Origin of the sequence: Luteibacter sp. 9135, from assembly GCF_000745005.1 — a bacterium.
Classification (GTDB): Bacteria; Pseudomonadota; Gammaproteobacteria; order Xanthomonadales; family Rhodanobacteraceae; genus Luteibacter.
Genome location: NZ_JQNB01000001.1, coordinates 914,810 through 937,519, shown reverse-complemented (window position 1 = coordinate 937,519; position 22,710 = coordinate 914,810). Strand labels below are relative to the sequence as shown.

Genomic DNA, 22,710 nt, shown 5'->3' with positions numbered 1-22,710 from the left:
GCGTGCGGTGCGCCGCTGCGTTCACTGAGCCGGCGCCCGCATGCGTCTGATGCACCGGCTGCGCCGGGTCGGCTGGCACAACGTCCTCGTGGCGTTGCTGCTGGTCGCGGCCGTGCCGGTCACCTGCCGTCTTTGGCCGCACGAGCCGCTGCGCGCGTGGCTGCCCTCGTCCACGGCGGTCTACGACGCCGACGGGCGGCTGTTGCGGCTGACCCTGGCCAGCGACGATCGCTATCGCCTGTGGGTGCCGCTGCGAGACATCGCACCGGAGCTCGTCGACGGCGTGCTGCTGCACGAGGACCGCTGGTTTCGCTGGCACCCGGGGGTGAGCGCGTGGGGCATCGCGCGTGGCGCCTGGATGACCTATGTGCGCCACGGCAATCCACAGGGCGGCTCCACACTGACCATGCAGCTGGCCCGGCTGATCTGGCACCTGGACACGCGCCACCCCGCCGGCAAGTTGGTGCAGATGGCCCGTGCCCTGCAGCTGGAATTGCAGTATTCCAAGCACGACATCCTCGAGGCCTACCTCAACGCGGCGCCCTATGGCCGCAACGTGGAAGGCGTCGGCGCCGCCAGCCTGGCCTACTTCGGCAAGCCACCCGCACGCCTCACCCTGCCCGAGGCGCTGACGCTGGCGGTGATTCCGCAGGAGCCCTCGCGTGGCGTGCCGGGCCGGATCGATGGCACCTCCGTGATCGACACGGCCTTGCGGCGATCCCGCGACCGGCTGTTCGCACGCTGGGTGGCGACCCATCCGGCGGATGCCTCACTGCAGCCGCTGTTCGCGCTGCCGTTCGCTCTGCGCCCGCTGTCGCGCCTGCCGTTCGAGGCGCCGCACTTCGTCGAGCAGGTGCTGGCCGAGCGCCGGCTCGACGGCGACGACGACATGCGCGTGGTGACCACGCTGGACCTCGGCCTGCAGCACAGCCTGGAACGGCAGGTGCGCCAGTACGTCACGCGCGGCGGCGAGCGTGGCATCCGCAACGCCGCGGCGCTTCTGGTCGATACGCGCGACATGGGGATCAAGGCCATGGTCGGGTCGGCCGACTACGCGGATGCGTCGATCCAGGGCCAGGTCAACGGCACGCAGGCCAAGCGTTCCCCCGGATCCACGCTCAAGCCGTTCATCTACGCGCTGGGCTTCGACCAGGGGCTGCTGCATCCGGAGACGGTGCTGCGCGACGTGCCGTCCGCGTTCGGGCCGTACACGCCCGAGAACTTCGACGGCCATTTCCTGGGACCGGTGACCGCCACGCAGGCGCTCATCCGCAGCCGCAACATCCCCGCCGTGCAGATCGCCGCACGACTGGCCAGCCCCAACCTCTACCAGTTCCTGCACGACGCCGGCATCTCGCGCATGGCCAGCGAGAAGCACTACGGGCTGGCGCTGGTACTCGGCGGCGGCGAAGTGACCATGCAGGAGTTGTCCGGGCTGTACGCCATGCTGGCCAACCGCGGCGAACTGCGGCCGTTGCGCACGCTGGCGGCGCAGCCACGGACGCAGGGCACACGCGTGCTCAGCGAGGAAGCCAGCTTCATGGTGATGGATATGCTGCGGCAGAACCCGCGGCCGGACGATGCCGTGGCCGCGCAGCCCTCGCGCCTGCCGGTGTACTGGAAAACGGGCACGTCGTGGAGTTTCCGCGATGCCTGGACGGCCGGCAGTTTCGGGCCCTATGTCCTGGTGGTGTGGATCGGCAACTTCGACGGCGCGGGCAATCCCGCCTTCATCGGCGTGGATGCCGCCGCGCCGCTGTTCTTCCGTATCGCCGATGCGCTGCGCGCCGAGCGCCCGCGCATGGTCGAGCCCGTGCGGCGCAATCCGCCCAACCTGCGCCGCGTCGCCGTATGCCTGGCCAGCGGCGACCTGCCCAATGCCTGGTGCCCGCAGGTCGGCAGCACCTGGTTCATTCCCGGCAAATCACCCATCCGGCTCAGCACCGTGCACCGGCCCGTGGTCGTGGATACGGCGACGGGCAAGCCGGCGTGCCCTCCCTACGATCCGGCGCGCACACGCACCGACGTCTACGAATACTGGCCCTCCGACCTGGCCCGCGTGTTCGCCCAGGCCGGCATGCCGCGGCGAACGCCGCCGGCGCTGCCGGACTGTCAGGGCGGTGGCCAGCTGGCGGGCGATCCGCCGAAGATCACCTCGCCGCTGAAAGGCAGCACCTACCAGATCCGGGTGTCGCGCCTGGGCAGCGAGCGGGTGGCCTTCACCGCCACCGCCGATGGCGCGTCGCGCACGCTGTACTGGTTCGTCGACGATGCCTACCTGGGCAGCGTGCCGAGCGGCCAGAGCCTGATGTGGGCGCCGGAGCGCACCGGGCGTTTCCTCGTGCGCGTGGTCGACGACCGCGGCCGCGCCGACTCGCGCGAGCTGGGTATCGGTGTGGTGGAGTAAGCGTTCCGCGGAATCGCTGTGCGTTTCCGGCAGTGGGCATTCAGCGGCCCCTCGCGATCGTCGATAAGGATGTTCGAGAGTTCACCAGGGGATAACGCCATCATGGCCATCGGTTTGTTCGCCGGCATGCGCCGGGTCGTCGGGGAGTCACGCACGGGGTTGCGGGGCAAGCTGGACGCGCTGGACCGCACGCAGGCGGTGATCGAGTTCGCGCTGGACGGCACCATCCTCGATGCCAACCGCAACTTCGTCGAGGCCCTGGGTTACGCCGACGCGACGGAAATCGTCGGGCGCCACCATCGGATCTTCGTCGACGACGACGACGTCGCCTCGCCTGAATACGCCGCCTTCTGGGCCCGGCTGGCGGCCGGCAAACCCGACGTCGGCCTGTATCGACGCCGCGGCAAGGACGGTCGCGAGGTCTGGATACAGGCCAGCTACAACCCGGTGCTCAATGCCTTCGGCCGGCCGGTCAAGGTGGTGAAGTTCGCCACCGACGTGACCCGGCAGCGCCTGCGTGCCGCCGACATGGAAGGCCGGCTGGCGGCGATCGACAAGGCACAGGCCGTCATCAGCTTCACGCTGGATGGCACCGTCCTGGAGGCCAACGACAACTTCCTCGCCACGATGGGCTATGCCCGCGACGAGGTGGTCGGCCAGCACCATCGCATGTTCGTCGACGCCGCCGACCGGGAGGGCGCCGATTACCTGGCCTTCTGGCAGAAACTGGGGCGCGGGGAATACGATTCCGCGTTGTACCGCCGCGTGGACCGGCACGGCCGTGAGGTGTGGATACAGGGCAGCTACAACCCGATCTTCGACATGTCCGGGCGCCCGTTCAAGGTCGTCAAGTACGCCACGGACGTGACCGCGCAGACGCGTGCCTCGCGCACCCTGCACGCCTCGCTGGCGGAACTGGCCGACACCGTGCCGGCGATCGCGGCGCAGGCCCGCGCGACCAACAACCTGGCCAACGCGGCCAGTCGCTCGGCGGTGGACGGCGGCGCCATGGTGGATGCGGTCATCGCCACGATGTCCGCGATACAGGCCGGCGCGCGTGATATCTCGGAGATCGTCGCGATGATCGACGACATCGCTTTCCAGACCAATATCCTCGCGCTGAACGCCTCCATCGAGGCGGCGCGTTCGGGTATCCACGGCAAGGGTTTCGCCGTGGTGGCGAACGAGGTGCGCATGCTCTCGCAGCGCAGTGCCGAGTCGGCACGCGATATCCGTGAGCTGATCGACGGCACGCTGGAGCGTGTCCGTGAGGGCAGCGCCCGCAGTGGCGAGGCAGGCGCGGCCATGCGCGACATCCTGACCTCCGTGGGCACGTTGCTGGAACGCGTGTCCGACGTGGCCGTGGCGACCACGCAGCAGGCCGGCGGTATCGACAACGTCCGTCGCGCGGTCGCCGAACTGGCCTGACGCGTGCGACCAGGCGGCGTCAGTCGGGCGGGGTATCGTTCGGCGGGGGCAGGGTATCGCTCGACGTGGATGGGCTCTGCCAGCGCCGGCCCTGTTCGATCATGTGCAGTCGGATCTCGTCCTCGGCCAGGGCCGCCAGGGCACGCAGGCCATCCGCCTGGATGATGCTCAGACCCCGCGGTTCGTTACCGAACACGCACAGGGTGCCCAGCACCTGCCCATCCGGACCGCGCAGGGGCTGCCCCGCGTAGAAGCGGATATGCGGCGCGCCCAGGACGAGGGGATTGCTGCGAAAGCGCTCGTCCCGACGCGCATCCTCGACCAGCAACAGCCCGTTGCCGAGCACCGCGTGGCTGCAGATCGCCCATCCGCGCGGGGTTTCTTCCACGTCCAGGCCCTGGCGGGACTTGAACCACTGCCGACGCGAGGTGAGCAATGCGATGGCTGCGGTGGGCGCTCCCACGAGCCGACTGGCCAGCCAGGTGATGCGGTCGAAGGCGGCATCCGGCGGGGTGTCCAGCAGCCCGGAGCGGGCGAGCGAACGCAGTCGCCGGGCCTCGTCGGCGTGTACCGGGTAATCCGGATGCCGCGCGGGGCGCAGTTCGTCCGGCAGCGTGGCGGGCGACTCGCCCGGGGGCGCCATGCGTTCTTCCAGTAACGCCAGCACGGCGCTGCGCCGCATCCGGCGATGGCCGCCGGGCGTCTTCCACGAGGGCAGCGCGCCCCCCTCGATCCACTTCTGAGCGGTGCTGACGGACACCCCCAGCAACTCGGCCGCATCGCGCGTCGTCACGGTGGGATCGTCAGGGGACTCGTTGGGAATTCGGTCGGTCAAGGTAGCCATCGCGCAGTCTTCACGGCCCAAACTAACACAGCCTGCACCGCACCTCGCATCGCACCGCACCTGGGGGGCTGGTCGTCACCCCGGCCGCACGCGCTGCACACCACTCGAACACATGTCTAGGCATCCAATGCGGTCGCCCTTTCTCCCTCACCGAAGGATGCCCACCCATGGATGCCCCGCTCGAACGACAGGCCGCCGCTGCCCACCCCCGGGCGGCGATCGTCACCACCTGCATCCTGGCGGCGTTGGCCGGGCTGATGTTCGGCCTGGACATCGGCGTGATATCCGGTGCCACCCAGTTCATCCAGGCGGACTTCAAGGTCAACGACCACATGATCGAGTGGATCGTGAGTTCGATGATGGGCGGCGCGGCGATCGGCGCGCTGGGTGCGGGCTGGATGTCGGCATCGCTGGGTCGCAAGCGCTCGCTGATCGTCGCCGGCGTCGTCTTCATTGCCGGCTCGCTGTTCTGTGCGGTGGCCTGGTCGCCCCAGATCCTGATCGTGGCACGTTTCGTCCTGGGCATCGCCATCGGCGTGGCGACCTTCACCGCACCGCTGTACCTGGCCGAGGTGGCGCCGGAGAAGGTGCGCGGCGCCATGATCTCGACCTACCAGTTGATGATCACCACCGGCATCCTGCTGGCCTTCCTCTCCGACACCGCCTTCAGTGCCAGCGGCAACTGGCGCTGGATGCTGGGGATCATCGCCGCACCGGGCGTGCTGTTCCTCATCGGGCTGTTCTTCCTGCCTGACAGCCCGCGCTGGCTGCTGATGCGTGGCCGCCGCGAGGACGCGCAGGCCGTGCTGGCGAAGCTGCGCGGGGACGCGGCGGTGGTCCGGAAGGAGATCGCCGATATCGACGAGCAGCTGAAAACCCGCCAGCACGGCTGGAGCATGTTCGGGCAGAACCCCAACTTCCGCCGCTCGGTCGGCCTGGGCGTGCTGCTGCAGGCCGTCCAGCAGTTCACCGGCATGAACGTGGTGATGTACTACGCGCCGCGCATCTTCAAGGACATGGGCTACGACACCCAGGCGCAGATGTGGTTCACCGCCGCCGTGGGTCTGACCAACGTGCTGGCCACCCTGATCGCGTTCGCCTTCGTCGACCGCCTGGGTCGCAAGCCCATTCTCTATGCGGGCTTCACCATCATGGCCGTGGGCCTGGGTGTGGTCGGCACGATGATGAGCCTGGGCATCCATTCCCGCGGCGAGCAATTCTTCACCGTTGGCATGCTCCTGCTGTTCATCGTGGGCTTCGCCATGTCCGCCGGGCCGCTGATCTGGACGCTCTGTTCGGAGGTGCAGCCGTTGCAGGGACGCGATTTCGGCATCGCCGCGTCCACCTTCACCAACTGGGTGACCAATATGATCGTCGGCGCGACGTTCCTGTCGTTGCTCAGCGGCATCGGCAATGCGCCGACCTTCTGGCTGTACGCCGCGCTCAACGCGGTGTTCATCGCGGTCACGTTCTTCCTGATTCCCGAGACCAAGGGCGTGACGCTGGAACAGATCGAACGCAACCTGATGAGTGGCAAACCGCTACGCAAGATTGGCGGCTGAGTGAGCAGCAGCGCACTTCAAGGCCACTTGTAATGAGAAATCAGATCAATTGAGGGCTTGATAGCTGAGAAGGGGGTAGGAAAAAACTCCGATTTTTGAGGTTTATTCCATATGGCTGGGCGGGGGATTCGTACAGAATTCTCGTTGCGCTCGCGTAGTCGAGCTCGGCTGCGTGATGCGCGGGGGTGACCCGTGTCTCCTCCTGCCGACGACCCTCCGGGGCCGTTTCTCAAGTCATACAAAGGGTTAATCGGATGAACCTCAAAGCTATCGCTTCCGCGCTGCTGATCGCCGGGCTTGCCGCGCCATCGGCTTTCGCCTCCACCGGCACCATCACCTTCACCGGCGCCATCACCAACGTCACCTGCAGCGTCGACGGTGGTGCGCCGGGCAGCGGCCCCGACTTCACCGTGAACATCGGCTCGGTGAACGCGGCCGATTTCGGTGACGTGGGCACCACCACGGGCAACACCGGCTACCGCATCTACATCGGCAAGGCCGGCGAGACCACCTGCGCCAACGGCACCCGGGTGTGGGCCACCTACGACACCGGTTCCACGGTCGATCCCCTCACCGGCGCCCTGAAGACCAGCGGTGGCGCGTCGGGTGTGCAGGTCCGCCTGTTCGACAAGAACGGCAAGGCCATCGACATCTGGAGCGACACCCAGGACGGGGTGAAGGAAACCGTTTCCGACAACCAGGCCGTGCTGGCCTATTCGGCGTCCTACGAGCGCACAGGCACCGTCGTGGCCGGCGGCGCCAACAGTTCGGTGACCTACACGATCCGCTACGAACAGTAAGCAAGGAACTCGACCGCCGGGCACGCCCGGCGGTCGAACGGCTCACCCGAAGGAACGCCCGTCATGGAAGCAACGAAACGGAATGTCGCGGGGATGGCGCGCGCGCTGCTGGCGCTGCTGCTGGTCGCCGCCGTACCCGCCTCCGCGGGGGTGGTCATGAATGCCACGCGCTATATCTAGCCTTTCACCTGGTGGTGCAGGAATGCGCCGAACCGGTCGGCCTGGTCGCCTCGTTCACGTTCGGAAGGGCCGCGGACGCGGACCCGACGGTGAGCGAACTCTTCTCGCTCAGTGGCCCTCGCAACGTGGGCCTGGAACTGGCCAGCGACGACACCCGGACGACGATCCGGCCGGGTGTGCCGTTCCCGGCCAACGCGCTGGGTACGGGACGTTCCTACGACTTCAACGTGCGCCTGCGCGAAACCGGCCCGACCGTGCGCGGCGGTGCGTTCCGGCGCCCCATCGTGGTGCAGGTGGATTTCAACTGAGCCGGCGGGGCGGCAGCCCGCCGGCCCCGGTGCGGGTCTTCGGCGCTAGAATCGACGCCCCGCACGTACGAAACCACCGCCATGCCCAATCCGCTCCAGGAACAGCTACTCAAGGCCGGCCTCGTCAAGAAGGACAAGCTGGCCAAGGTCGCGCGCGAACAGGCCAAGGCGCGCCAGGGCAAGGCGCCGGCACCGGATACCGCCGACCAGGTGGACGTTCGCCGGCTCCAGGCCGAGCGTGCCGAGCGCGATCGGGCCCTCGCTGCCGAGCGCAACGCCGAGGCCCGCGCCAGGGAGATCCGCGCGCAGGTCCGGCAGATCATCGAGACGACCCGGGTCAGGCGCGAGGGCGATATCGCCTATCGCTTCAACGATGGCGAGAAGATCGCCAGCATCTTCGTCAACGAGGCGCTGCGTGCGCAGCTTGCCTCCGGCAGCCTGGTGATCGCGCGGGCCGGCGATGGCTACGAGCTCATCCCGCGCCTGCCCGCCGACAAGATCCATGCCCGTGCCACGGACATGATCGTGCTCGATCACGGCCGCAAGGAAGGCGATCCGCTGCCGACCAGTGACGATGACGACGACTACTACAAGCAGTTCGTCGTGCCGGACGATCTCATCTGGTGACCCCCACCACCTTCCGCTCATGCCGCAGCAGCCAGTCCTTCCGCCATAGCCCACCGCCGTAGCCGGTCAGCGCGCCATCGGCGCCGATCACCCGGTGGCACGGGATCACGATGGCGAGCTGGTTGGCCCCGTTGGCCCGGGCAACCGCACGCACGGCCGTATGGCGGCCCGCGGCGTGCGCGATGTCGCCATAGCTCCGGGTACTTCCGGGCGGAATCGCGACCAAGGCATCCCATACGGCCTTCGTGAAGGCGGAGCCGTGACGGGCCAGCGGTGTGTCGAAGGCCAGCCGCCGGCCCTCGAAATAGTCCCGCAGTTCGGCTTCGATGCGGTCGATCACCGGGGTGCGTCCGAACGTGATCGATGACCGGGTCGCCTCGCGCAGCTTCTTCAGTTCGGTGGGCAGCGCGGTACGGTCGAAGAACTCCAGCAGGTGCAGGGCGTGGGCGTCCGCCACCGCCAGCATCGTGCCGATCGGTGACTCGATCCAGTCGGCCCGGAGCAGCTCCCTGCCGCGCAGTGCCACCGGCACCTCGCCCAGCAGGCGCACGATGGCCTCGCGGAAGCCGCTGCCGGACCCGTAGCCGGCAAACTGCTGGGCGTCGATGACGCTGGCGCCGGTGGCGAGCCGGTCCATGCCCCGCCCGGCGCGCCGCAGGCGGGCCATGTCGAGGAAGGTGAGGCCGAGGTGGCGCTTGAATGCGCGGCGGACGGTCGAGGGGTCGTAGCCCAGTTGGACCAGATCGCCCTCGGCCCAGATCCGCTCGGGCTCGTCTTCCAGGCGCCGGAGCAGGGCCGAGACGATCGGCTCCCGCTGGCCCACGGGGTCCAGTGGCCGGCAACGGAGGCACGGCCGGAAGCCCGCCTCGAAGCAGGCGGGTACCGAATCGTAGAAACGGGTGTTTTCGAGCAGTGGCTTGCGTGCCGGGCAGGTCAGCCGGCAGAACACGCCCGTGCTGGTGACCCCGACGAACACATGGCCGTCATAGGCGGGGTCGCGTTCCAGCAAGGCGCGGTAGAGGGTGTCGCGGTCGGGCAGGTCGAAGAGCATGCGGCACAGGGTAAGCCACCCCGGCGGGCCCCGCCCACGCGAATCGGGCGGGGATTTGCTTCCTGTCAGGCCTTGTTGCGGTCGGTTTCCAGCGAGCGGTTGATGCGCAGCGCCAGCAGCGTGCAGGCGGCGCCGGACAGCAGGTAGACGCTGACCGCGGCCAGGCCGAAGCGCATCGACAGGCCCAGTGCCACCAGCGGGGCAAAAGCCGCACCGAACAACCAGGCGAAATCGGACGTCAGGGCCGCGCCGGTATAGCGGAAGCGCTTGGCGAAGTTGGCGGTCACCGTACCTGCGGCCTGGCCGTACGACAGGCCCAGCAGGGCGAAGCCGATCAGGAGGAAGGCGTCCTGGGCCACCTTGCCGCCACCCAGCAGCCAGGGCGAGGCGATGGCGAACAGGCCGATCAACACCGCCATGGTGCCCAGCGTGTTGCGACGGCCGAACTTGTCGGCCAGCACGCCCGAGGCCACCGTGGCCAGCACGGCCAGGAAGGCGCCTACGATCTGCACGACCAGGACGTTGTTGATGTCCTGCGAGCGGTTCAGCGTGATCCACGACAGGGGGAAGATCGTCACGATGTGGAACAGGGCATAGCTGGCCAGGGCGGCGAAGGCGCCGATGAACAGGTTGTAGCCCTGGGCCTGGAACATCTCGATGATGCCGATCGGCTCCAGCTGGCCCTCTTCGAGCAGCTGGGTGTATTCCTCGGTGACCACCAGGCGCAGGCGGGCGAACAGGGCCACCACGTTGATGGCGAATGCCACGAAGAACGGGTAACGCCAGCCCCAGCCGAGGAAATCCTCACGGGACAGCTGGGTGTGCAGGAACAGGAACAGCGAGCCCGCGATCAGGAAGCCGACCGGCGCGCCCAGCTGGCCCAGCATGGCGTACCAACCGCGTTTTTCCTTGGGTGCATTGAGCGACAGCAGGGACGGCAGGCCGTCCCACGAGCCGCCCAGCGCGATGCCCTGCAGGAACCGCAGCAGTGACAGGATCACGATGACCGTGTAGCCGCCATTCGTATTGGCCGGCAGGAAGGCGATGCTGACCGTGGACGTGCCCAGCAGGAACAGCGCGACCGTCAGCTTGGTGCTGCGGCTCCAGGTGCGCTGGATGGCCATGAACAGGGTAGTGCCGATAGGCCGCGCGATAAAGGCGAATGAAAAAATCGTGAAGGCCAGCAGGATGCCGTCCAGCGGGCTGAGGAACGGAAAGAACACCGACGGGAACACGAGCACGGACGCGATGCCGTACGTGAAGAAGTCGAAGTATTCCGAGGCCCGGCCGATAACCACGCCGACCGCGATTTCGCCCGGGGCGACCGGGGCGTGGCTGGTCTGGTGTTGGCGGCGGACGTCCTGCTCGGCGCCCGCGGCGCCCTCGTGCGCATGCGAAATGGTGGTCATCCTGGCTCGGCCCGGGTGGATAGTTGGCTACAGCATAGCGAAGCGGAAGGTCAATGGCGCGTCGAACGGGCACCACGGGACGTCGACCTGGCGCCATGGGACAATGTGTCCTATGGCCTTGGCGGCCTGTTGAGCGTAAATTTTAATGTCCCCACGGTTGCCTCCCTCATGCGAATGTCCATGAAGATGTTGCGCGGATTGCTTATCCCCGCCCTTGCCCTGCTCCTGTCGGGCTGCGATGCCGTGCTGTTCAGCCCCTCGGGCGACGTCGCAAGGCAGCAGCGCGACCTGATCATGATTTCCGTGGTGCTGATGCTCATCATCATCATCCCCGTCATCGTGATGACCTTCCTGTTCGCCTGGAAGTACAGCGAGAAAAACAAGAATCACGGCGGCTACGATCCGGACTGGAACCACTCCACGGTGCTGGAGCTGCTGATCTGGTCCGCCCCGCTGCTGATCATCATCGCGCTGGGCGCCATCACCTGGACCAGCACGCACAAGCTCGACCCCTACCGTCCGCTCGACCAGATCGACGCCTCCCGTTCGGTCCCGGCGGGCACGAAGCCGCTGGTGGTCGAGGTGGTGGCCCTGGACTGGAAATGGCTGTTCCTCTACCCGGAGCAGGGCATCGCCACGGTCAACGAGATGGCCGCCCCGGTCGATCGCCCGATCGAGTTCCATATCACGGCATCGTCGGTGATGAACGCCTTCTTCGTGCCGTCCATGGCCGGCATGATCTACGCCATGCCCGGCATGGAGACCAAGCTGCACGCGGTCATGAACAAGACGGGCGACTTCGAGGGCATTTCCGCCAACTACAGCGGCGCCGGCTTCTCGGACATGCGTTTCCGCTTCCACAGCCTGTCCGACGCCGATTTCGCCGCCTGGGTGGCGAAGGCCAAGGCCAGCGGCGACACGCTCAGCCGCGAGGACTACCTCAAGCTCGAGCAGCCCAGCGAGAAAGAGCCCGTGCATTTCTACGGCAGCGTGGCCCCCAGCCTCTATAACGCCATCCTCAACCGCTGCGTCGAGTCCAACCGCATGTGCCAGAGCGACATGATGGCGATCGACAAGCAGGGTGGCCAGGGCGTGGTGGGTACCTACAACGTCACCTCGCTGGATGCCGCCACCCGCGCGCGGGTGGGCCTGGATACCGCCGGCCCCCGTTATGTGGGTGCGCTGTGCGTCGGCACCGGCAGCGCCGGCCAGCCGATCTCCCCTGCCGGACGTCCGCTGTAACAGCGGCCGCCTGATTTCGATTCAAGCCTTAGCGAGTCCGGTAATGAACATGCCCGATCTAGCCAAACTGATCTTCGGACGCCTCACCATCGAGGCGATCCCGTACCACGAGCCCATCCTGATCGCCACGTTCGCGGGCGTCGCCCTCGGCGGCCTGGTGGTGCTCGGCCTGATCACCAAGTACAAGTTGTGGGGCTACCTCTGGAAAGAGTGGTTCACCAGCATCGACCACAAGAAGATCGGCATCATGTACATGGTGCTGGGCATCATCATGCTGCTGCGTGGTTTCGCGGACGCCCTGATGATGCGCGCCCAGCAGGCGATCGCCTTCGGCGACAACCCCGGTTTCCTCCCACCGCACCACTACGACCAGATCTTCACCGCCCACGGCGTGATCATGATCTTCTTCGTGGCGATGCCGCTGGTCACCGGCCTGATGAACTACGTGGTGCCGCTGCAGATCGGCGCGCGCGACGTCGCCTTCCCGTTCCTCAACAACTTCAGCTTCTGGATGACCGTGTCCGGCGCGCTGCTGGTCATGGCGTCGCTGTTCGTCGGCGAGTTCGCCCGCACCGGCTGGCTGGCCTACCCGCCGTTGTCCGGCCTCGCGGCCAGTCCGGATGTCGGGGTGGATTACTACATATGGTCGTTGCAGGTGGCCGGCGTGGGCACCACGCTGTCCGGCATCAACCTGATCGCCACCATCGTCAAGATGCGTGCGCCCGGCATGTCCATGATGAAGATGCCCGTCTTCACCTGGACCTCGCTGTGCACCAACGTGCTCATCGTCGCCGCGTTCCCGGTGCTAACGGCCGTACTGGTGCTGCTGGCCCTGGATCGTTACATCGGTACCAACTTCTTCACGAACGACTTCGGCGGCAACGCCATGATGTACGTGAACCTGATCTGGATCTGGGGCCATCCCGAGGTCTACATCCTGATCCTGCCGGTGTTCGGCGTGTTCTCCGAAATCGTGTCCACGTTCAGCCGCAAGCGCCTGTTCGGTTACGCCTCGATGGTCTACGCCACGGTGGTGATCACCGTGCTGTCGTACCTGGTCTGGCTGCACCACTTCTTCACCATGGGCTCCGGCGCCAGCGTCAACTCGTTCTTCGGCATCACCACGATGATCATCTCGATCCCCACGGGCGCGAAGATCTTCAACTGGCTGTTCACGATGTACCGTGGCCGCATCCAGTTCGACGTGCCGATGCTGTGGACGATGGGCTTCATGGTCACCTTCGTCATCGGCGGCATGACCGGCGTCATGCTGGCCGTGCCCCCGGCCGACTTCCTGCTGCACAACAGCCTGTTCCTTATCGCGCACTTCCATAACGTGATCATCGGCGGTGTGGTCTTCGGCGTCTTCGCGGCGATCAACTACTGGTTCCCGAAGGCCTTCGGCTTCCGTCTCGACCCGTTCTGGGGCAAGTGCTCGTTCTGGTTCTGGCTGGTGGGCTTCTACTTCGCCTTCATGCCGCTGTACGTGCTCGGCTTCATGGGTGTCACCCGCCGCATCAACCACTTCGAGGACCCGTCGCTGGCCATCTGGTTCCGCCTGGCCGCGTTCGGCGCGGTGCTGATCGCCCTGGGCATCGGCTCGTTCCTCGTGCAGATCTTCGTCAGCATCCGCAACCGCGAGAAGCTGCGCGACGTCACCGGCGATCCGTGGCATGGCCGCACGCTGGAGTGGTCCACCTCGTCGCCGCCGCCGGACTACAACTTCGCGTTCACCCCGATCATCCACGAGTCGGATGCCTGGTGGGACATGAAGGAGCGTAACCACGCGCGCCGCACGGAAGGCTACCTGCCCATCCACATGCCGAAGAACACCGGCGCGGGCATCATCATCGCGGGCTTCGCCTTCGTGCTGGGCTTCGCCATGATCTGGCACATGTTCCTGGTCGCCGGCCTGGCCTTCCTCGGCCTGCTGGTCACCGCGATCGGCCACACGTTCAACTACAAGCGCGACTACTACATCCCCGCCGACGAAGTGGCTCGTACCGAAGCCATCCGCACGGAAGAGCTTGCCGCCCATGTCTGATATGCACGCTACGCCCGCCACCGTCGCGGATGGCCAGGACCTCGAGTTCTGGATGAAGGAAGACCACCACCCGGCCAACGGCACGTTGCTCGGGTTCTGGATCTACCTGATGAGCGATTGCCTCATCTTCGCCACCCTGTTCGCCGTGTACGGCGTGCTCGGCCGCAGCTACGCGGGCGGCCCTTCGGGTGCCGACCTGTTCGAGCTTCCGCTGGTCGCGATCAACACGACGATGCTGCTGCTTTCTTCCATCACCTACGGCTTCGCCGTGCTGGAGATGCAGAAGAACCGCAAGGGCACGATGATGGCCTGGCTGGTCATCACCGGCCTGTTCGGCCTGGCGTTCCTCGGTATCGAGATGTACGAGTTCGCTCATCTCATCCACGAGGGTGCCGGTCCGCAGCGCAGTGCGTTCCTTTCCTCGTTCTTCACCCTGGTCGGCACCCACGGCCTGCACGTGACCTTCGGCATCATCTGGCTGGTCACGCTGCTGTTCCAGGTGGGCCGCCTCGGCCTCACCGCCGCCAACAAGCGTCGCATCATGTGCCTGTCGATGTTCTGGCACTTCCTCGACGTGGTCTGGATCGGCGTCTTCACCTTCGTTTACCTGATGGGAGTGCTGCCGTGAGCGCGCACATCGAATCGCACGACCACCATGACCACCACGACGATCACGACGACGGCGCCAGTCACAGCACGCTGAGGGGCTACATGACGGGGTTCTTCCTCGCCGTGTTCCTCACCGCGGTGCCGTTCTGGCTGGTGATGGGCAAGGTGATCCCGAATGCGCAGACGCTGGCGATCGTGGTGATGTTCTTCGCCGCCATCCAGATCGTGGTGCACATGATCTACTTCCTGCACATGAACACGAAGTCGGAAGGCGGCTGGAACATGCTGGCGCTGATCTTCACCCTCGTGCTGGTGGTGATCACGCTCACCGGCTCGATCTGGGTCATGTTCCACCTCAACTCGAACATGATGCCGGGCATGAGCCACGACATGACCGAGCAGCAGGTCAAGAACCTGCCTTGAGCGCGGATGTTCCAACCACGCCGAAGACGCCGCGCCGAACGCGCGGCGTCTTCGTTCTGGGGTTGCTGGCGCTGTGCGGCCTCGTGCTGTTCACCGGCTTCATGGCCCTGGGCACCTGGCAGGTGCATCGCCGGGCCTGGAAGCACGACCTCATCGCCCGCGTGGACCAGCGCGTGCATGCGCAGCCCGTCGCCGCTCCGGGCCGGCCCCAGTGGTCCACGATCACGACGGCCGACGACGAATACCGGCGGGTGACGATCACCGGCACGCTGTTGCAGGACAAGAGCGTGCGCGTGCGTGCCAGCACCGAGCTGGGCATGGGTTCGTGGTTGCTGACGCCGCTGCGCACGCCTGCCGGCGATGTGGTCCTCATCAACCGTGGCTTCGTCTCCACCACCTGGTGCGGCGGCAAGGCCAGCTGCATGCCAGGGCCCGTCGGTGAAACCACGATCACCGGCCTGCTGCGCATCAGCGAGCCGAAGGGTGCGTTCCTGCAGGACAACGACCCTGCGGGCGATCGCTGGTATTCCCGCGACGTGGCCGCCATTGCCCGGGCGAAGTCGCTTGGCGACACGGCGCCGTACTTCATCGATGCCGATGCCGCCTCGTCCCCCGGCCATGTCGATGGCAACGACGGTCCCGTGGGTGGGCTCACGGTCATCGCCTTCCCGGACAACCACCTCAGCTACGCGATCACCTGGTACGGGCTGGCCCTGATGACCTTGCTCGGTGGCTGGGTGGTTTGGAAGGATGAGCGGAAAAGGCGCGCTTCGCGCTAGTCCCCGGCCTGGGTATACCCCACGGCACGGCGAGCGATTTCAATCCGAAGCCTGCCGAACGTCTTGGGTAGATGCAGACGCACTACCCCCCGTCCCAGGCGATGCGCGACCTCACCCATGCCCGGGCCGGGTCGCGGCGGCCGAGGGCCGCGCTGGTGCTGGCCCTGGACCATCTTCGGCGACGTGCGGCGCTGCGCCGGCAGGGCGCAGCGCCCGAGCCGCGGCTGGCGTACCTGTTGCGCTCGCTGGCCGCGTTCCGTCGCCAGACCGCCTGGCTGGACCTGGTCGGGCGCTCGCGTACCTTGCGGGCCGCGGCGGCTTTGAATCCCCAGGTCTACGAGCGCTGGCAGCGGCACTACATCTCCCGTGACTTCGACCTCGCCACCTGTGCGCGGCTGGTGGAAGCGCATTACCGCTTCATCGCGCGGGAGTTTCCCGAGCGCCTGCGCGAACGGCTGGTGCGCGGACACGACGTGCGCCTGGCCACCCTGCCACTCGGCGACGGCAACGTGGCCTACCTGCATGCGCGCGCCCCCGAAGACGACGCCACGGGCGAACTGGGCCTGTTCCTGCTCAACGACGGCAAGGAGGTGATTTCGTCGTGCACGATCACCTTCGGTGGCGTCGAGGGGCTGCTGATCGGGGCCATGCGCGGCTCGTGGGCTTACCTCGGGCGCGAGGCCATAGGCCGGTTCACCCGGGCCACCGGTGGTCTGCGTCCGCGCGACCTCCTGCTGGCGCTGATCCGCTCACTGGCGGTCCATTACGGCATCGAGCGCGTGCGTGGCGTATCGCGCCAGGCCCATCCGCTGGGACGGCGTGACGGCGTGACGTTGGCGGCTTACGACCGATTCTGGCGGCGGCACGGTGGCGTGCCCGGCGCGGACGGTTGCCATGACATCCCTCTCAGGGAGCCTGCTGCCGTTGGCGAAACAAGGGCGGCTTTCAGCCAGGACGCCTGCGCCGCGGCCTTGCAGGCGTTCACCCGGGCGGGTGCTGCCTAGAAATCGTACGAACCGGTCAGCAGCACCACGCGGCCCTGGCGGATGGGGACGAAGGTCTCGTCGAAGTTCACCGCGTACAGCGTGCGGGCGAAGAGGTTCTTCACGCCCAGCGTCAGCTGCCAGTGCTCGCCGTAGCGCGACACGTTCGCTTCCACGCTGGCCTGCCCGGGAATGCCGAAATACTGGCCGTCGTTGCTGGTGCGGCCGATGCTGCGGCTTCGCGCCAGGATGCCCGCGGCGACGCCCCAGGGCTTGATGTCGCCCTTGCCGAAGCGGTAGCTGCTCCAGACGGCCGCCTGGTGACGTGGCGAGCCGGTGGGTCGCGTATCGTCGTTGTTGTGGATGCGTGCCTCGGTGACGCTGGCGATGACGTCCAGGCCGTCGGCGATGCGGCCGGACAGTTCCAGCTCCACGCCGCGATTGGTCTGGCCGGGGCCGGGCGTGGCGAAGAACGGCGCCTCCGGCGAGACCAGGTCCACGCTGTGGTCCACGCGTATGCGATACACCGCGGCGGTCAGGCGGGCGCGATGGTCGAACAGCTCGAACTTGCCGCCCGCCTCCAGCTGTCGGGAGGTGGCCACGGGCAGCGGCTGGCCGTCCTTGCCCAGCAGCGGATCGGGCTGGAAACCGGTGGAGCTGTCCGCATACAGGGCCACCTCCGGCGACAGCTTGTAGACCACGCCCAGCTTCGGAATCCAGCGTGCCTTGCGCAGGGTGCGCGGGCTGCCGTCGGTCCAGTGCGTTTCCAGCCGGTAGGTGGTGCGCCGTAACGCGGCCAGCACGTTCCAGCGGTCGCCGATGACGATCTGGTCCTGCAGGTAGGCGCCGGCGTTGGTCTGCCACGATCCGCCCAGGGTCTGCACGGTGGTGCTCACGGGCGCCAGCAAGGCGTTGAACCGCGCGGAAAATGCCGTGCCGGTGCGCAGGTCGTAGGCCAGTGGCCGCGTGGCGACGAATGCCTCGCGGTCGCCGACCGTCTCGCTGTCGCTGCCATCGGTCTGGGTGGTGCTGCCGCTGCCGCCGTCACCCGCATGGGTGCGGGCCAGGTCGAAGCCTAGCAACACGGTGTGTGTCACGTCACCCTGCCCGAAGCGGCGGGTGAGGTCGTTCTGCCAGGTCCAGTAGGTGCCCGTGTAGCGGAAGGTGCGTGCCACCGGTGAGAGCACGGCATCGCGGGTGCCGAACTCGCTCGACACGTACGACCAGCTGTTGCCGTTGCTGCGCTGGCGCACGTACTGGCCCTGGCTGTGCAGGGTCCAGTCGTCGAACGCATGGTCGAGCTCGAACACCGCGCGGCCGGTGCGATACGTCGACGTGTCGCCCGGCGTGCCAGGGACGGAGCGGTAGGGCGACGCCGCGGACAACGACGGACCCAGCAGCACGGTGTGCTCCGGGCCGGGCACGCGGTTGTCGACGAACTCCACGCCGCCCATCACGCGGGTACGCTCATCGGCCCATGCGAGCGACGGTGCGAGGTAGGCGCCGCGACCGCCACCGTCGCCACGGGGTGTGGTCTGGCCGCGTTGTCCCGCAGCCACCACGCGGTAAGTGACCGAGCCATCGGTGGATGCGGTGCCGGCCAGGTCCACGCCCAGCCGGCCGCCGTCGTAGCGGCCCGCAGAATAGGTGAGCGTGCGCACCGGCTCCGCCTGGGGCCGCTTCATCACCACGTTGATCGAGCCGCCGAAGTTGTTGTTCCGCGACGCGTCGCCCAGGATGGCCTCGGGTCCGCGCAGCACTTCCACGCGCTCGATGCCGATCAGCGGCGGCAGGTCTTCCGTGCGCGCGATGCCGTTGGGCATGCCGTCGGTCATGCCGTGCCCGGCGTCGAAACCACGGATGAGAAACAGCGGCGCGCCGCCGTAGCCGTCCACGTATTGCACGCCGGCGACATAGCGCGCCACGTCGCCGATCCCCACCGCCTGCTGTGACGCAATCGCATCGCGGGTCACCACGGAAATCGACTGCGGCACGTCCATCAGGTGCGCGTCGTTGCGCGTGGCGCTGCGGGTGGTGTCGGCCTTGAAGCCGACGTCCTGCACCAGGCCCTGCACGTCCACCGTGGCCAGCGGCACCACGGCGCCCGGATCGAACGCCACCGCCGGATCGGCGGGTGCCGGTGTCGCGTTGCCGGCTTGCTGGCGCTGGCGCACCACCACCGTGCTGGCATCGTAGGACTCGCGCTCGAGGTCGGTGCCCCGCAGCAGCTGGTCGAGAGCGGCATCCGGGGTGAGCATTCCCTGTGCACCGGCGGATCGCCAGCTGGCGATCGAGCCGGAGGCGGTCAGCACCTGCACGTTGGCTTGCCTGCCCCACGCCAGCAGCGCCGTGGTCAGCGGTTGCGGCGCGATGGCGAACGGCAGCGTCGCTCCTGCGGACGCCCCGGCAGGGGCGCCCATGGCTTGCGCGGCGCGGACGGCGAGTGTCAGCGCGAGCGCGCCGGTAAGCATGCGCCGGCGCCCGCGAAGCGAATACTGCAACACCTGCGGCCCCGGGCGAATGGTCAGCGCGGCTGCGTACCCCGCGTCATGGCGGTCTGACGGGTGAGTTCGAGCCGGTCGGCGTAGGTATCCACACGCAGCGGAAACACGCGCGGCAGCGCCGATACCCAGCTGTCGATGGTATCGACCTGCACCGTGCCGGTAAACGTCAGCCTGCCCAGCGCCGGGTCCGCGATGTGGATGGGGCGTGCGCTGTAGCGGTTGATGTTGTCCACCACCGAGGACAGTGGTTCGTCGACGAACGCCAGCCGGTGCGCGCGCCAGGCGGTGGCCGTGGCGGGATCGACATCGACGATGCGCATGGCCTGGGTCGCGGGATCGAACGAGACTTCGCGTCCGGCGCCCAGTTCCACGGTGCCATCCTCGTCGTGCGTCGCGGAGGGCGACACGCGGACGCGTCCCTCGGTGACCGCGACCGTCACGCGGTCGCCCGTACGCCGCACGTTGAATGCCGTGCCCAGGTCGCGGATGCGCAGCGGGCCCGCATTGACCACGAAGGGGCGTTCGGCGTGGGTTACCTGGAAGAAAGCTTCACCGGCGTCCAGGTCGATGGCGCGCTCGTCGCGACCGTAGCGTGCCGTGACCGACGTGGCCCCGCCCATCTCGATACGGGAGCCGTCGGGCAGGGCGATGTCGCGGTGGCCGGCGCGCTCGCTGGCATAGTGCCCGGCGGACACGTCGGGCAGGGGCCGCCACAGGAGGAAGGCTCCGGCACCGAGCACGACCAGGGCGGCCAGGGCCGCCGCCACGCGGACGAAGCGTGCATGCCGGGAGCGCGGCGGCGCCGCCGGTGCATACCGCTGGACGAAACGCTCCCGCATCGACGGCGGCATGCCGCCGACCTCCTCGGCCAGTGCCGAGACACGCGCGAAGGCCTCGGCGTGGCGTGGGTCGGCCTCCAGCCAGTCGCTCCATTCCAGCAGGATGCGCTCCGGGAGATCGGCGGCGCGCAGGCGCACCCACCAGTCGGCGGCGCGGTGTTCGAGCGAGTGATCGGCGCTGGGCATGGCGGTCATCAAGGATTCTCCGCGCGATCGCGGCGTTCACGGCAATGCGACAGGGCGTTGCCGACGTGGTAGCGCACCATGCGCTCGCTGAGTTTCATGTCCCTGGCCACATCCGCAAACGCGCGCCCGTCGATGACGTGCATGACGAAGGCGCGGCGGGTCTTCGGCGGCAGTTCGTCGAGCGCCCGGCGCAGGTCGCGCCATTGCTCGAGCGCCGCGGCGTGCTGTTCGGGAATCGGTGTGACGTGCCAGTCGTCGGCATCCGGGTCGACCGGCGCCAGCGCACGGACGTTACGCATGCGCAGGCGGTCCACGGCCAGGTTGGCGGCCGCGCGAAACAGGAAGGCGCGGGGCGAATCGATCGTCGTGGCGGGGTCCAGCGCCAGCAGCTTCAGGTAGACCTCCTGGGCCACTTCCTGGGCATCGGCCAGCGAATTCAGCCGGGCCCGCAGGAAGGCCACCAGGGCGGCATTGTGCTCGCGGAACAGGCCGACCACCTGCGCGGCACGCGTCCCGCCGGGTGAGGCGCCCGCCTCGGATCGATCCATGGGTTGTCTGACCGCATTCATGGGACGGGAATCTATGGTCGCACGGTGGGAAATCGACGCCCGTACGGGCAGGAACGAGCGCCGATTTCCGCACCGGCGAACACCCTAGACGTGCGGGCCGCAAAAAATTGAAATGCAATCCACCCCGCAGCGGTAAGCCATTCGTCAGCGCGGGCCGGGGAAGGTCGGCTACGATGGCCGCCGACTCCGGCCAGCCCGCGCTTTTCATGCACTCGAACGACGACCGATCCCGCCGCGACTTCGCCTGGTTCATGCTCATCGCCCTGGCCGTGCTGGCGGCGGGCATCGGCCTGCGCGACCCCTGGCCGCCGGACGAACCGCGCTTCGCGCTGGTGGCCCGGCAAATGCTCGAATCCGGCCAGTGGCTGTTCCCTCATCGTGGCGCCGAGCTGTATTCCGACAAACCGCCGATGCTGATGTGGACCGAAGCCGCGTGGATGTGGCTGACCGGCGGCTGGCGTGGCGCCTTCCTGCTGACCTCGCTGCTGTCCGGCCTGGGCACGCTGGCGCTCGTGGGATATGCCGGGCGTCGCCTGTGGAACGGCCGCACCGGCCTGTACGCGGCCATCCTCGTGCTCGCGACGATGCAGTTCATCGACGTGATCCGGCACGCGCAGATCGATCCGTTGTCGTTGTTCTGGATCACTGCCGGCAACGTCGGCATTCTCGTGCACTGCCTGCGCGGCCCGGACTGGCGGATGTACTGGCTGGGCTGCTTCGCCGCCGGCCTGGGCGTCATCACCAAGGGCGTGGGCATCGTCGCCCTGCTGATGCTGCTGCCGTACGTGGTCATGCGCGTCCGCCAGTGGCCCGGCATCACCCGTACGCAGGGCGATGGCTGGCGCTGGGCCGGCGGTGCGTTGGCCTTCCTGCTGGCGATATCGTTGTGGCTCGCGCCGATGCTGGTGGCTGCCTACGGGCTGCGCACGCCCGAATACCTGGCCTATGTGCAGGACATCCTGTTCCGGCAGACCGCGGAGCGCTACGCCAATTCCTGGCAGCACGCCGAGGCGCCGTGGTTCTTCCTCGGCGTCATCGCGCAGGACTGGCTGCCGGTGTGGCTGTTGGTTCCGCTCATGCTGCCGCGCTGGCGCGAGGCGCTGCGCCTGCGCGAGCCGCGCGTGTGGATGCCGCTGGTGTCCTGCCTGCTGATCCTGGTGTTCTTCTCCATCCCCCGCGGCAAGCGGGCGATCTACATCCTGCCCGCGCTGCCGATGCTGGCGCTGGCCATGGCGCCCTACTTGCAGGACCTGCTCAAGGCGCGCTGGCTGCAACGGCTGGCGCTCGCTGTCACCGTCGCCTGCGGGCTGGTGTTCGGCGGCGTGGGCCTGTGGGCGCTGCTGGCCCATCCCCGTGCCGCGCAGAAAATGGCGGCGCGCTATGAACTGGCCGATGGCGGGCAGGTGCTGTGGATCGCGCTGGTCGTCATCGGGGCGCTGTTTTTCGTCTGCGCCGCCGTCGGGCGGTCGCGCCGGGGCGTGCTCGCCCTGCTGGCCGGCATGGCGGCCGGCTGGATCGCCTGGCCGCTGATGACCTACCCGGCGCTCAACGACAACGAATCGGCCCGGCAGGTGATGCAGCGGGCCGACCAGGCGATCGGCCCGGACGGCCAGCTGGGCTTGGTGCTTTGGCGGGAGGAAAACCTGTTGCAGGCCGTGCGCCCGGTGAAGGAGTTCGGGTTCAGTCGCAGCGCCCCCGCGCAGCTGGCCGACGCCCGTGCGTGGCAGGCGCAGGACCCGGCACACCGCTGGCTGCTGGCGACCGACGAGGCACTGGACGGCTGCGTGGTGAGCGGCCAGCCGCAACGGCTGGGCACGGCCAACCACCTGGATTATTTCCTGTTGCCGTCCTCGGCGTCCCGGCCGGGCTGCACGCCGCAACCTTAAGCAAGGGCGGCGCAGTACCCCGGCAGAGCG

General features: G+C 67.8%; 19 protein-coding genes and 1 pseudogene. 14 read left to right on the top strand and 6 right to left on the bottom strand.

Going from position 1 to position 22,710, the window contains the following annotated elements:
• Positions 1-40 precede the first annotated feature (40 nt).
• The 3 genes and pseudogenes from pbpC (at position 41) to FA89_RS20920 (ending at position 3,835) form a co-directional block, all read left to right on the top strand.
• A complete protein-coding gene (gene pbpC, locus FA89_RS04210) occupies positions 41-2,407 on the top strand; it encodes a penicillin-binding protein 1C (protein WP_051938516.1) in 2,367 nt (788 codons plus the stop codon).
• A 126-nt stretch (positions 2,408-2,533) separates the two neighbouring features.
• Positions 2,534-3,292 (top strand): annotated as a pseudogene (locus FA89_RS20925) (PAS domain-containing protein); the annotation flags it as partial.
• Positions 3,272-3,835, top strand: coding sequence for a methyl-accepting chemotaxis protein (locus FA89_RS20920; RefSeq protein ID WP_255349644.1), 564 nt, complete (start codon positions 3,272-3,274; stop codon positions 3,833-3,835). The pseudogene FA89_RS20925 and the gene FA89_RS20920, both read left to right, overlap by 21 nt.
• A 19-nt stretch (positions 3,836-3,854) precedes the next feature.
• Here the strand turns inward: FA89_RS20920 and FA89_RS04200 are convergent, their stop codons facing one another.
• Entirely contained in the window at positions 3,855-4,679 is an 825-nt protein-coding gene (locus tag FA89_RS04200; protein ID WP_081916335.1) for a helix-turn-helix domain-containing protein, read from the bottom strand.
• 167 nt (positions 4,680-4,846) lie between these two features.
• Here FA89_RS04200 and FA89_RS04195 point away from each other — a divergent pair, with 167 nt between their 5' ends.
• The 4 genes from FA89_RS04195 to FA89_RS04180 all read left to right on the top strand — a co-directional run bounded on the left by FA89_RS04195 (position 4,847) and on the right by FA89_RS04180 (position 8,156).
• Positions 4,847-6,241: a sugar porter family MFS transporter gene (locus FA89_RS04195; protein ID WP_036138503.1), complete on the top strand. Its 1,395-nt coding sequence runs from the start codon at positions 4,847-4,849 to the stop codon at positions 6,239-6,241.
• Between the two features lie 254 nt (positions 6,242-6,495).
• Entirely contained in the window at positions 6,496-7,041 is a 546-nt protein-coding gene (locus tag FA89_RS04190; protein WP_036138500.1) for a fimbrial protein, read from the top strand.
• A gap of 269 nt (positions 7,042-7,310) precedes the next feature.
• Positions 7,311-7,529, top strand: a complete 219-nt coding sequence (locus tag FA89_RS04185; RefSeq protein ID WP_185754219.1) for a hypothetical protein — start codon at positions 7,311-7,313, stop codon at positions 7,527-7,529.
• Positions 7,530-7,610: 81 nt separating this feature from the next.
• Complete coding sequence (locus FA89_RS04180; RefSeq protein WP_036138496.1) at positions 7,611-8,156, top strand: DUF2058 domain-containing protein; 546 nt, start codon at positions 7,611-7,613, stop codon at positions 8,154-8,156.
• On the opposite strand, the gene FA89_RS20820 is transcribed toward FA89_RS04180, so the two are convergent.
• On the bottom strand, positions 8,146-9,207 hold the full coding sequence (locus tag FA89_RS20820) for a bifunctional transcriptional activator/DNA repair enzyme AdaA (protein WP_036138493.1): 1,062 nt from the start codon (positions 9,205-9,207) through the stop codon (positions 8,146-8,148). The genes FA89_RS04180 and FA89_RS20820 overlap by 11 nt on opposite strands.
• Before the next feature lie 65 nt (positions 9,208-9,272).
• A complete protein-coding gene (locus FA89_RS04170) occupies positions 9,273-10,616 on the bottom strand; it encodes an MFS transporter (RefSeq protein WP_036138490.1) in 1,344 nt (447 codons plus the stop codon).
• A gap of 180 nt (positions 10,617-10,796) precedes the next feature.
• Between FA89_RS04170 and cyoA the strand changes: the two genes are divergently transcribed.
• The 6 genes from cyoA (at position 10,797) to FA89_RS04140 (ending at position 16,717) form a co-directional block, all read left to right on the top strand.
• On the top strand, positions 10,797-11,858 hold the full coding sequence (gene cyoA, locus FA89_RS04165) for a ubiquinol oxidase subunit II (protein ID WP_221174277.1): 1,062 nt from the start codon (positions 10,797-10,799) through the stop codon (positions 11,856-11,858).
• Positions 11,859-11,928: 70 nt separating this feature from the next.
• Positions 11,929-13,902, top strand: coding sequence for a cytochrome o ubiquinol oxidase subunit I (cyoB, locus tag FA89_RS04160; protein ID WP_221174354.1), 1,974 nt, complete (start codon positions 11,929-11,931; stop codon positions 13,900-13,902).
• A 1-nt stretch (position 13,903) separates the two neighbouring features.
• The gene (gene cyoC / locus FA89_RS04155; protein WP_221174353.1) at positions 13,904-14,530 is read left to right on the top strand and encodes a cytochrome o ubiquinol oxidase subunit III; all 627 of its coding nucleotides are present in this window, start codon (positions 13,904-13,906) and stop codon (positions 14,528-14,530) included.
• On the top strand, positions 14,527-14,934 hold the full coding sequence (cyoD, locus tag FA89_RS04150) for a cytochrome o ubiquinol oxidase subunit IV (protein ID WP_036138480.1): 408 nt from the start codon (positions 14,527-14,529) through the stop codon (positions 14,932-14,934). The genes cyoC and cyoD overlap by 4 nt, the downstream gene beginning before the upstream one ends.
• Positions 14,931-15,713 carry an SURF1 family protein gene (locus FA89_RS04145; RefSeq protein ID WP_051938514.1) on the top strand — a complete coding sequence of 261 codons (783 nt, stop codon included), beginning with the start codon at positions 14,931-14,933 and terminating at the stop codon, positions 15,711-15,713. The genes cyoD and FA89_RS04145 overlap by 4 nt, the downstream gene beginning before the upstream one ends.
• 71 nt (positions 15,714-15,784) lie before the next feature.
• Positions 15,785-16,717 carry a DUF535 family protein gene (locus FA89_RS04140; protein ID WP_051938513.1) on the top strand — a complete coding sequence of 311 codons (933 nt, stop codon included), beginning with the start codon at positions 15,785-15,787 and terminating at the stop codon, positions 16,715-16,717.
• Here the strand turns inward: FA89_RS04140 and FA89_RS04135 are convergent.
• From FA89_RS04135 to FA89_RS04125, 3 genes are read right to left on the bottom strand one after another with little or no spacing between them, the layout of a single operon-like run.
• On the bottom strand, positions 16,714-19,167 hold the full coding sequence (locus FA89_RS04135; protein WP_036138477.1) for a TonB-dependent siderophore receptor: 2,454 nt from the start codon (positions 19,165-19,167) through the stop codon (positions 16,714-16,716). The two genes, FA89_RS04140 and FA89_RS04135, sit on opposite strands and share 4 nt — an antisense overlap.
• Before the next feature lie 53 nt (positions 19,168-19,220).
• On the bottom strand, positions 19,221-20,234 hold the full coding sequence (locus FA89_RS04130) for a FecR family protein (protein WP_051938512.1): 1,014 nt from the start codon (positions 20,232-20,234) through the stop codon (positions 19,221-19,223).
• Complete coding sequence (locus tag FA89_RS04125; RefSeq protein WP_036138475.1) at positions 20,234-20,773, bottom strand: RNA polymerase sigma factor; 540 nt, start codon at positions 20,771-20,773, stop codon at positions 20,234-20,236. Before FA89_RS04125 ends, FA89_RS04130 begins: the two co-directional genes overlap by 1 nt.
• A gap of 194 nt (positions 20,774-20,967) precedes the next feature.
• Here FA89_RS04125 and FA89_RS04120 point away from each other — a divergent pair, with 194 nt between their 5' ends.
• A complete protein-coding gene (locus FA89_RS04120; protein WP_240003848.1) occupies positions 20,968-22,680 on the top strand; it encodes an ArnT family glycosyltransferase in 1,713 nt (570 codons plus the stop codon).
• Positions 22,681-22,710 lie beyond the last annotated feature (30 nt).

Coding starts and splice junctions, on each gene's coding strand:
- pbpC (WP_051938516.1), top strand. CDS start 41: ATGCGTCTGATGCACCGGCTGCGCCGGGTCGGCTGGCACAACGTCCTC.
- FA89_RS04200 (WP_081916335.1), bottom strand. CDS start 4,679: ATGGCTACCTTGACCGACCGAATTCCCAACGAGTCCCCTGACGATCCC.
- FA89_RS04195 (WP_036138503.1), top strand. CDS start 4,847: ATGGATGCCCCGCTCGAACGACAGGCCGCCGCTGCCCACCCCCGGGCG.
- FA89_RS04190 (WP_036138500.1), top strand. CDS start 6,496: ATGAACCTCAAAGCTATCGCTTCCGCGCTGCTGATCGCCGGGCTTGCC.
- FA89_RS04180 (WP_036138496.1), top strand. CDS start 7,611: ATGCCCAATCCGCTCCAGGAACAGCTACTCAAGGCCGGCCTCGTCAAG.
- FA89_RS20820 (WP_036138493.1), bottom strand. CDS start 9,207: ATGCTCTTCGACCTGCCCGACCGCGACACCCTCTACCGCGCCTTGCTG.
- FA89_RS04170 (WP_036138490.1), bottom strand. CDS start 10,616: ATGACCACCATTTCGCATGCGCACGAGGGCGCCGCGGGCGCCGAGCAG.
- cyoA (WP_221174277.1), top strand. CDS start 10,797: ATGAAGATGTTGCGCGGATTGCTTATCCCCGCCCTTGCCCTGCTCCTG.
- cyoC (WP_221174353.1), top strand. CDS start 13,904: ATGCACGCTACGCCCGCCACCGTCGCGGATGGCCAGGACCTCGAGTTC.
- FA89_RS04140 (WP_051938513.1), top strand. CDS start 15,785: ATGCAGACGCACTACCCCCCGTCCCAGGCGATGCGCGACCTCACCCAT.
- FA89_RS04135 (WP_036138477.1), bottom strand. CDS start 19,167: ATGCTTACCGGCGCGCTCGCGCTGACACTCGCCGTCCGCGCCGCGCAA.
- FA89_RS04130 (WP_051938512.1), bottom strand. CDS start 20,234: ATGACCGCCATGCCCAGCGCCGATCACTCGCTCGAACACCGCGCCGCC.
- FA89_RS04125 (WP_036138475.1), bottom strand. CDS start 20,773: ATGGATCGATCCGAGGCGGGCGCCTCACCCGGCGGGACGCGTGCCGCG.
- FA89_RS04120 (WP_240003848.1), top strand. CDS start 20,968: ATGGCCGCCGACTCCGGCCAGCCCGCGCTTTTCATGCACTCGAACGAC.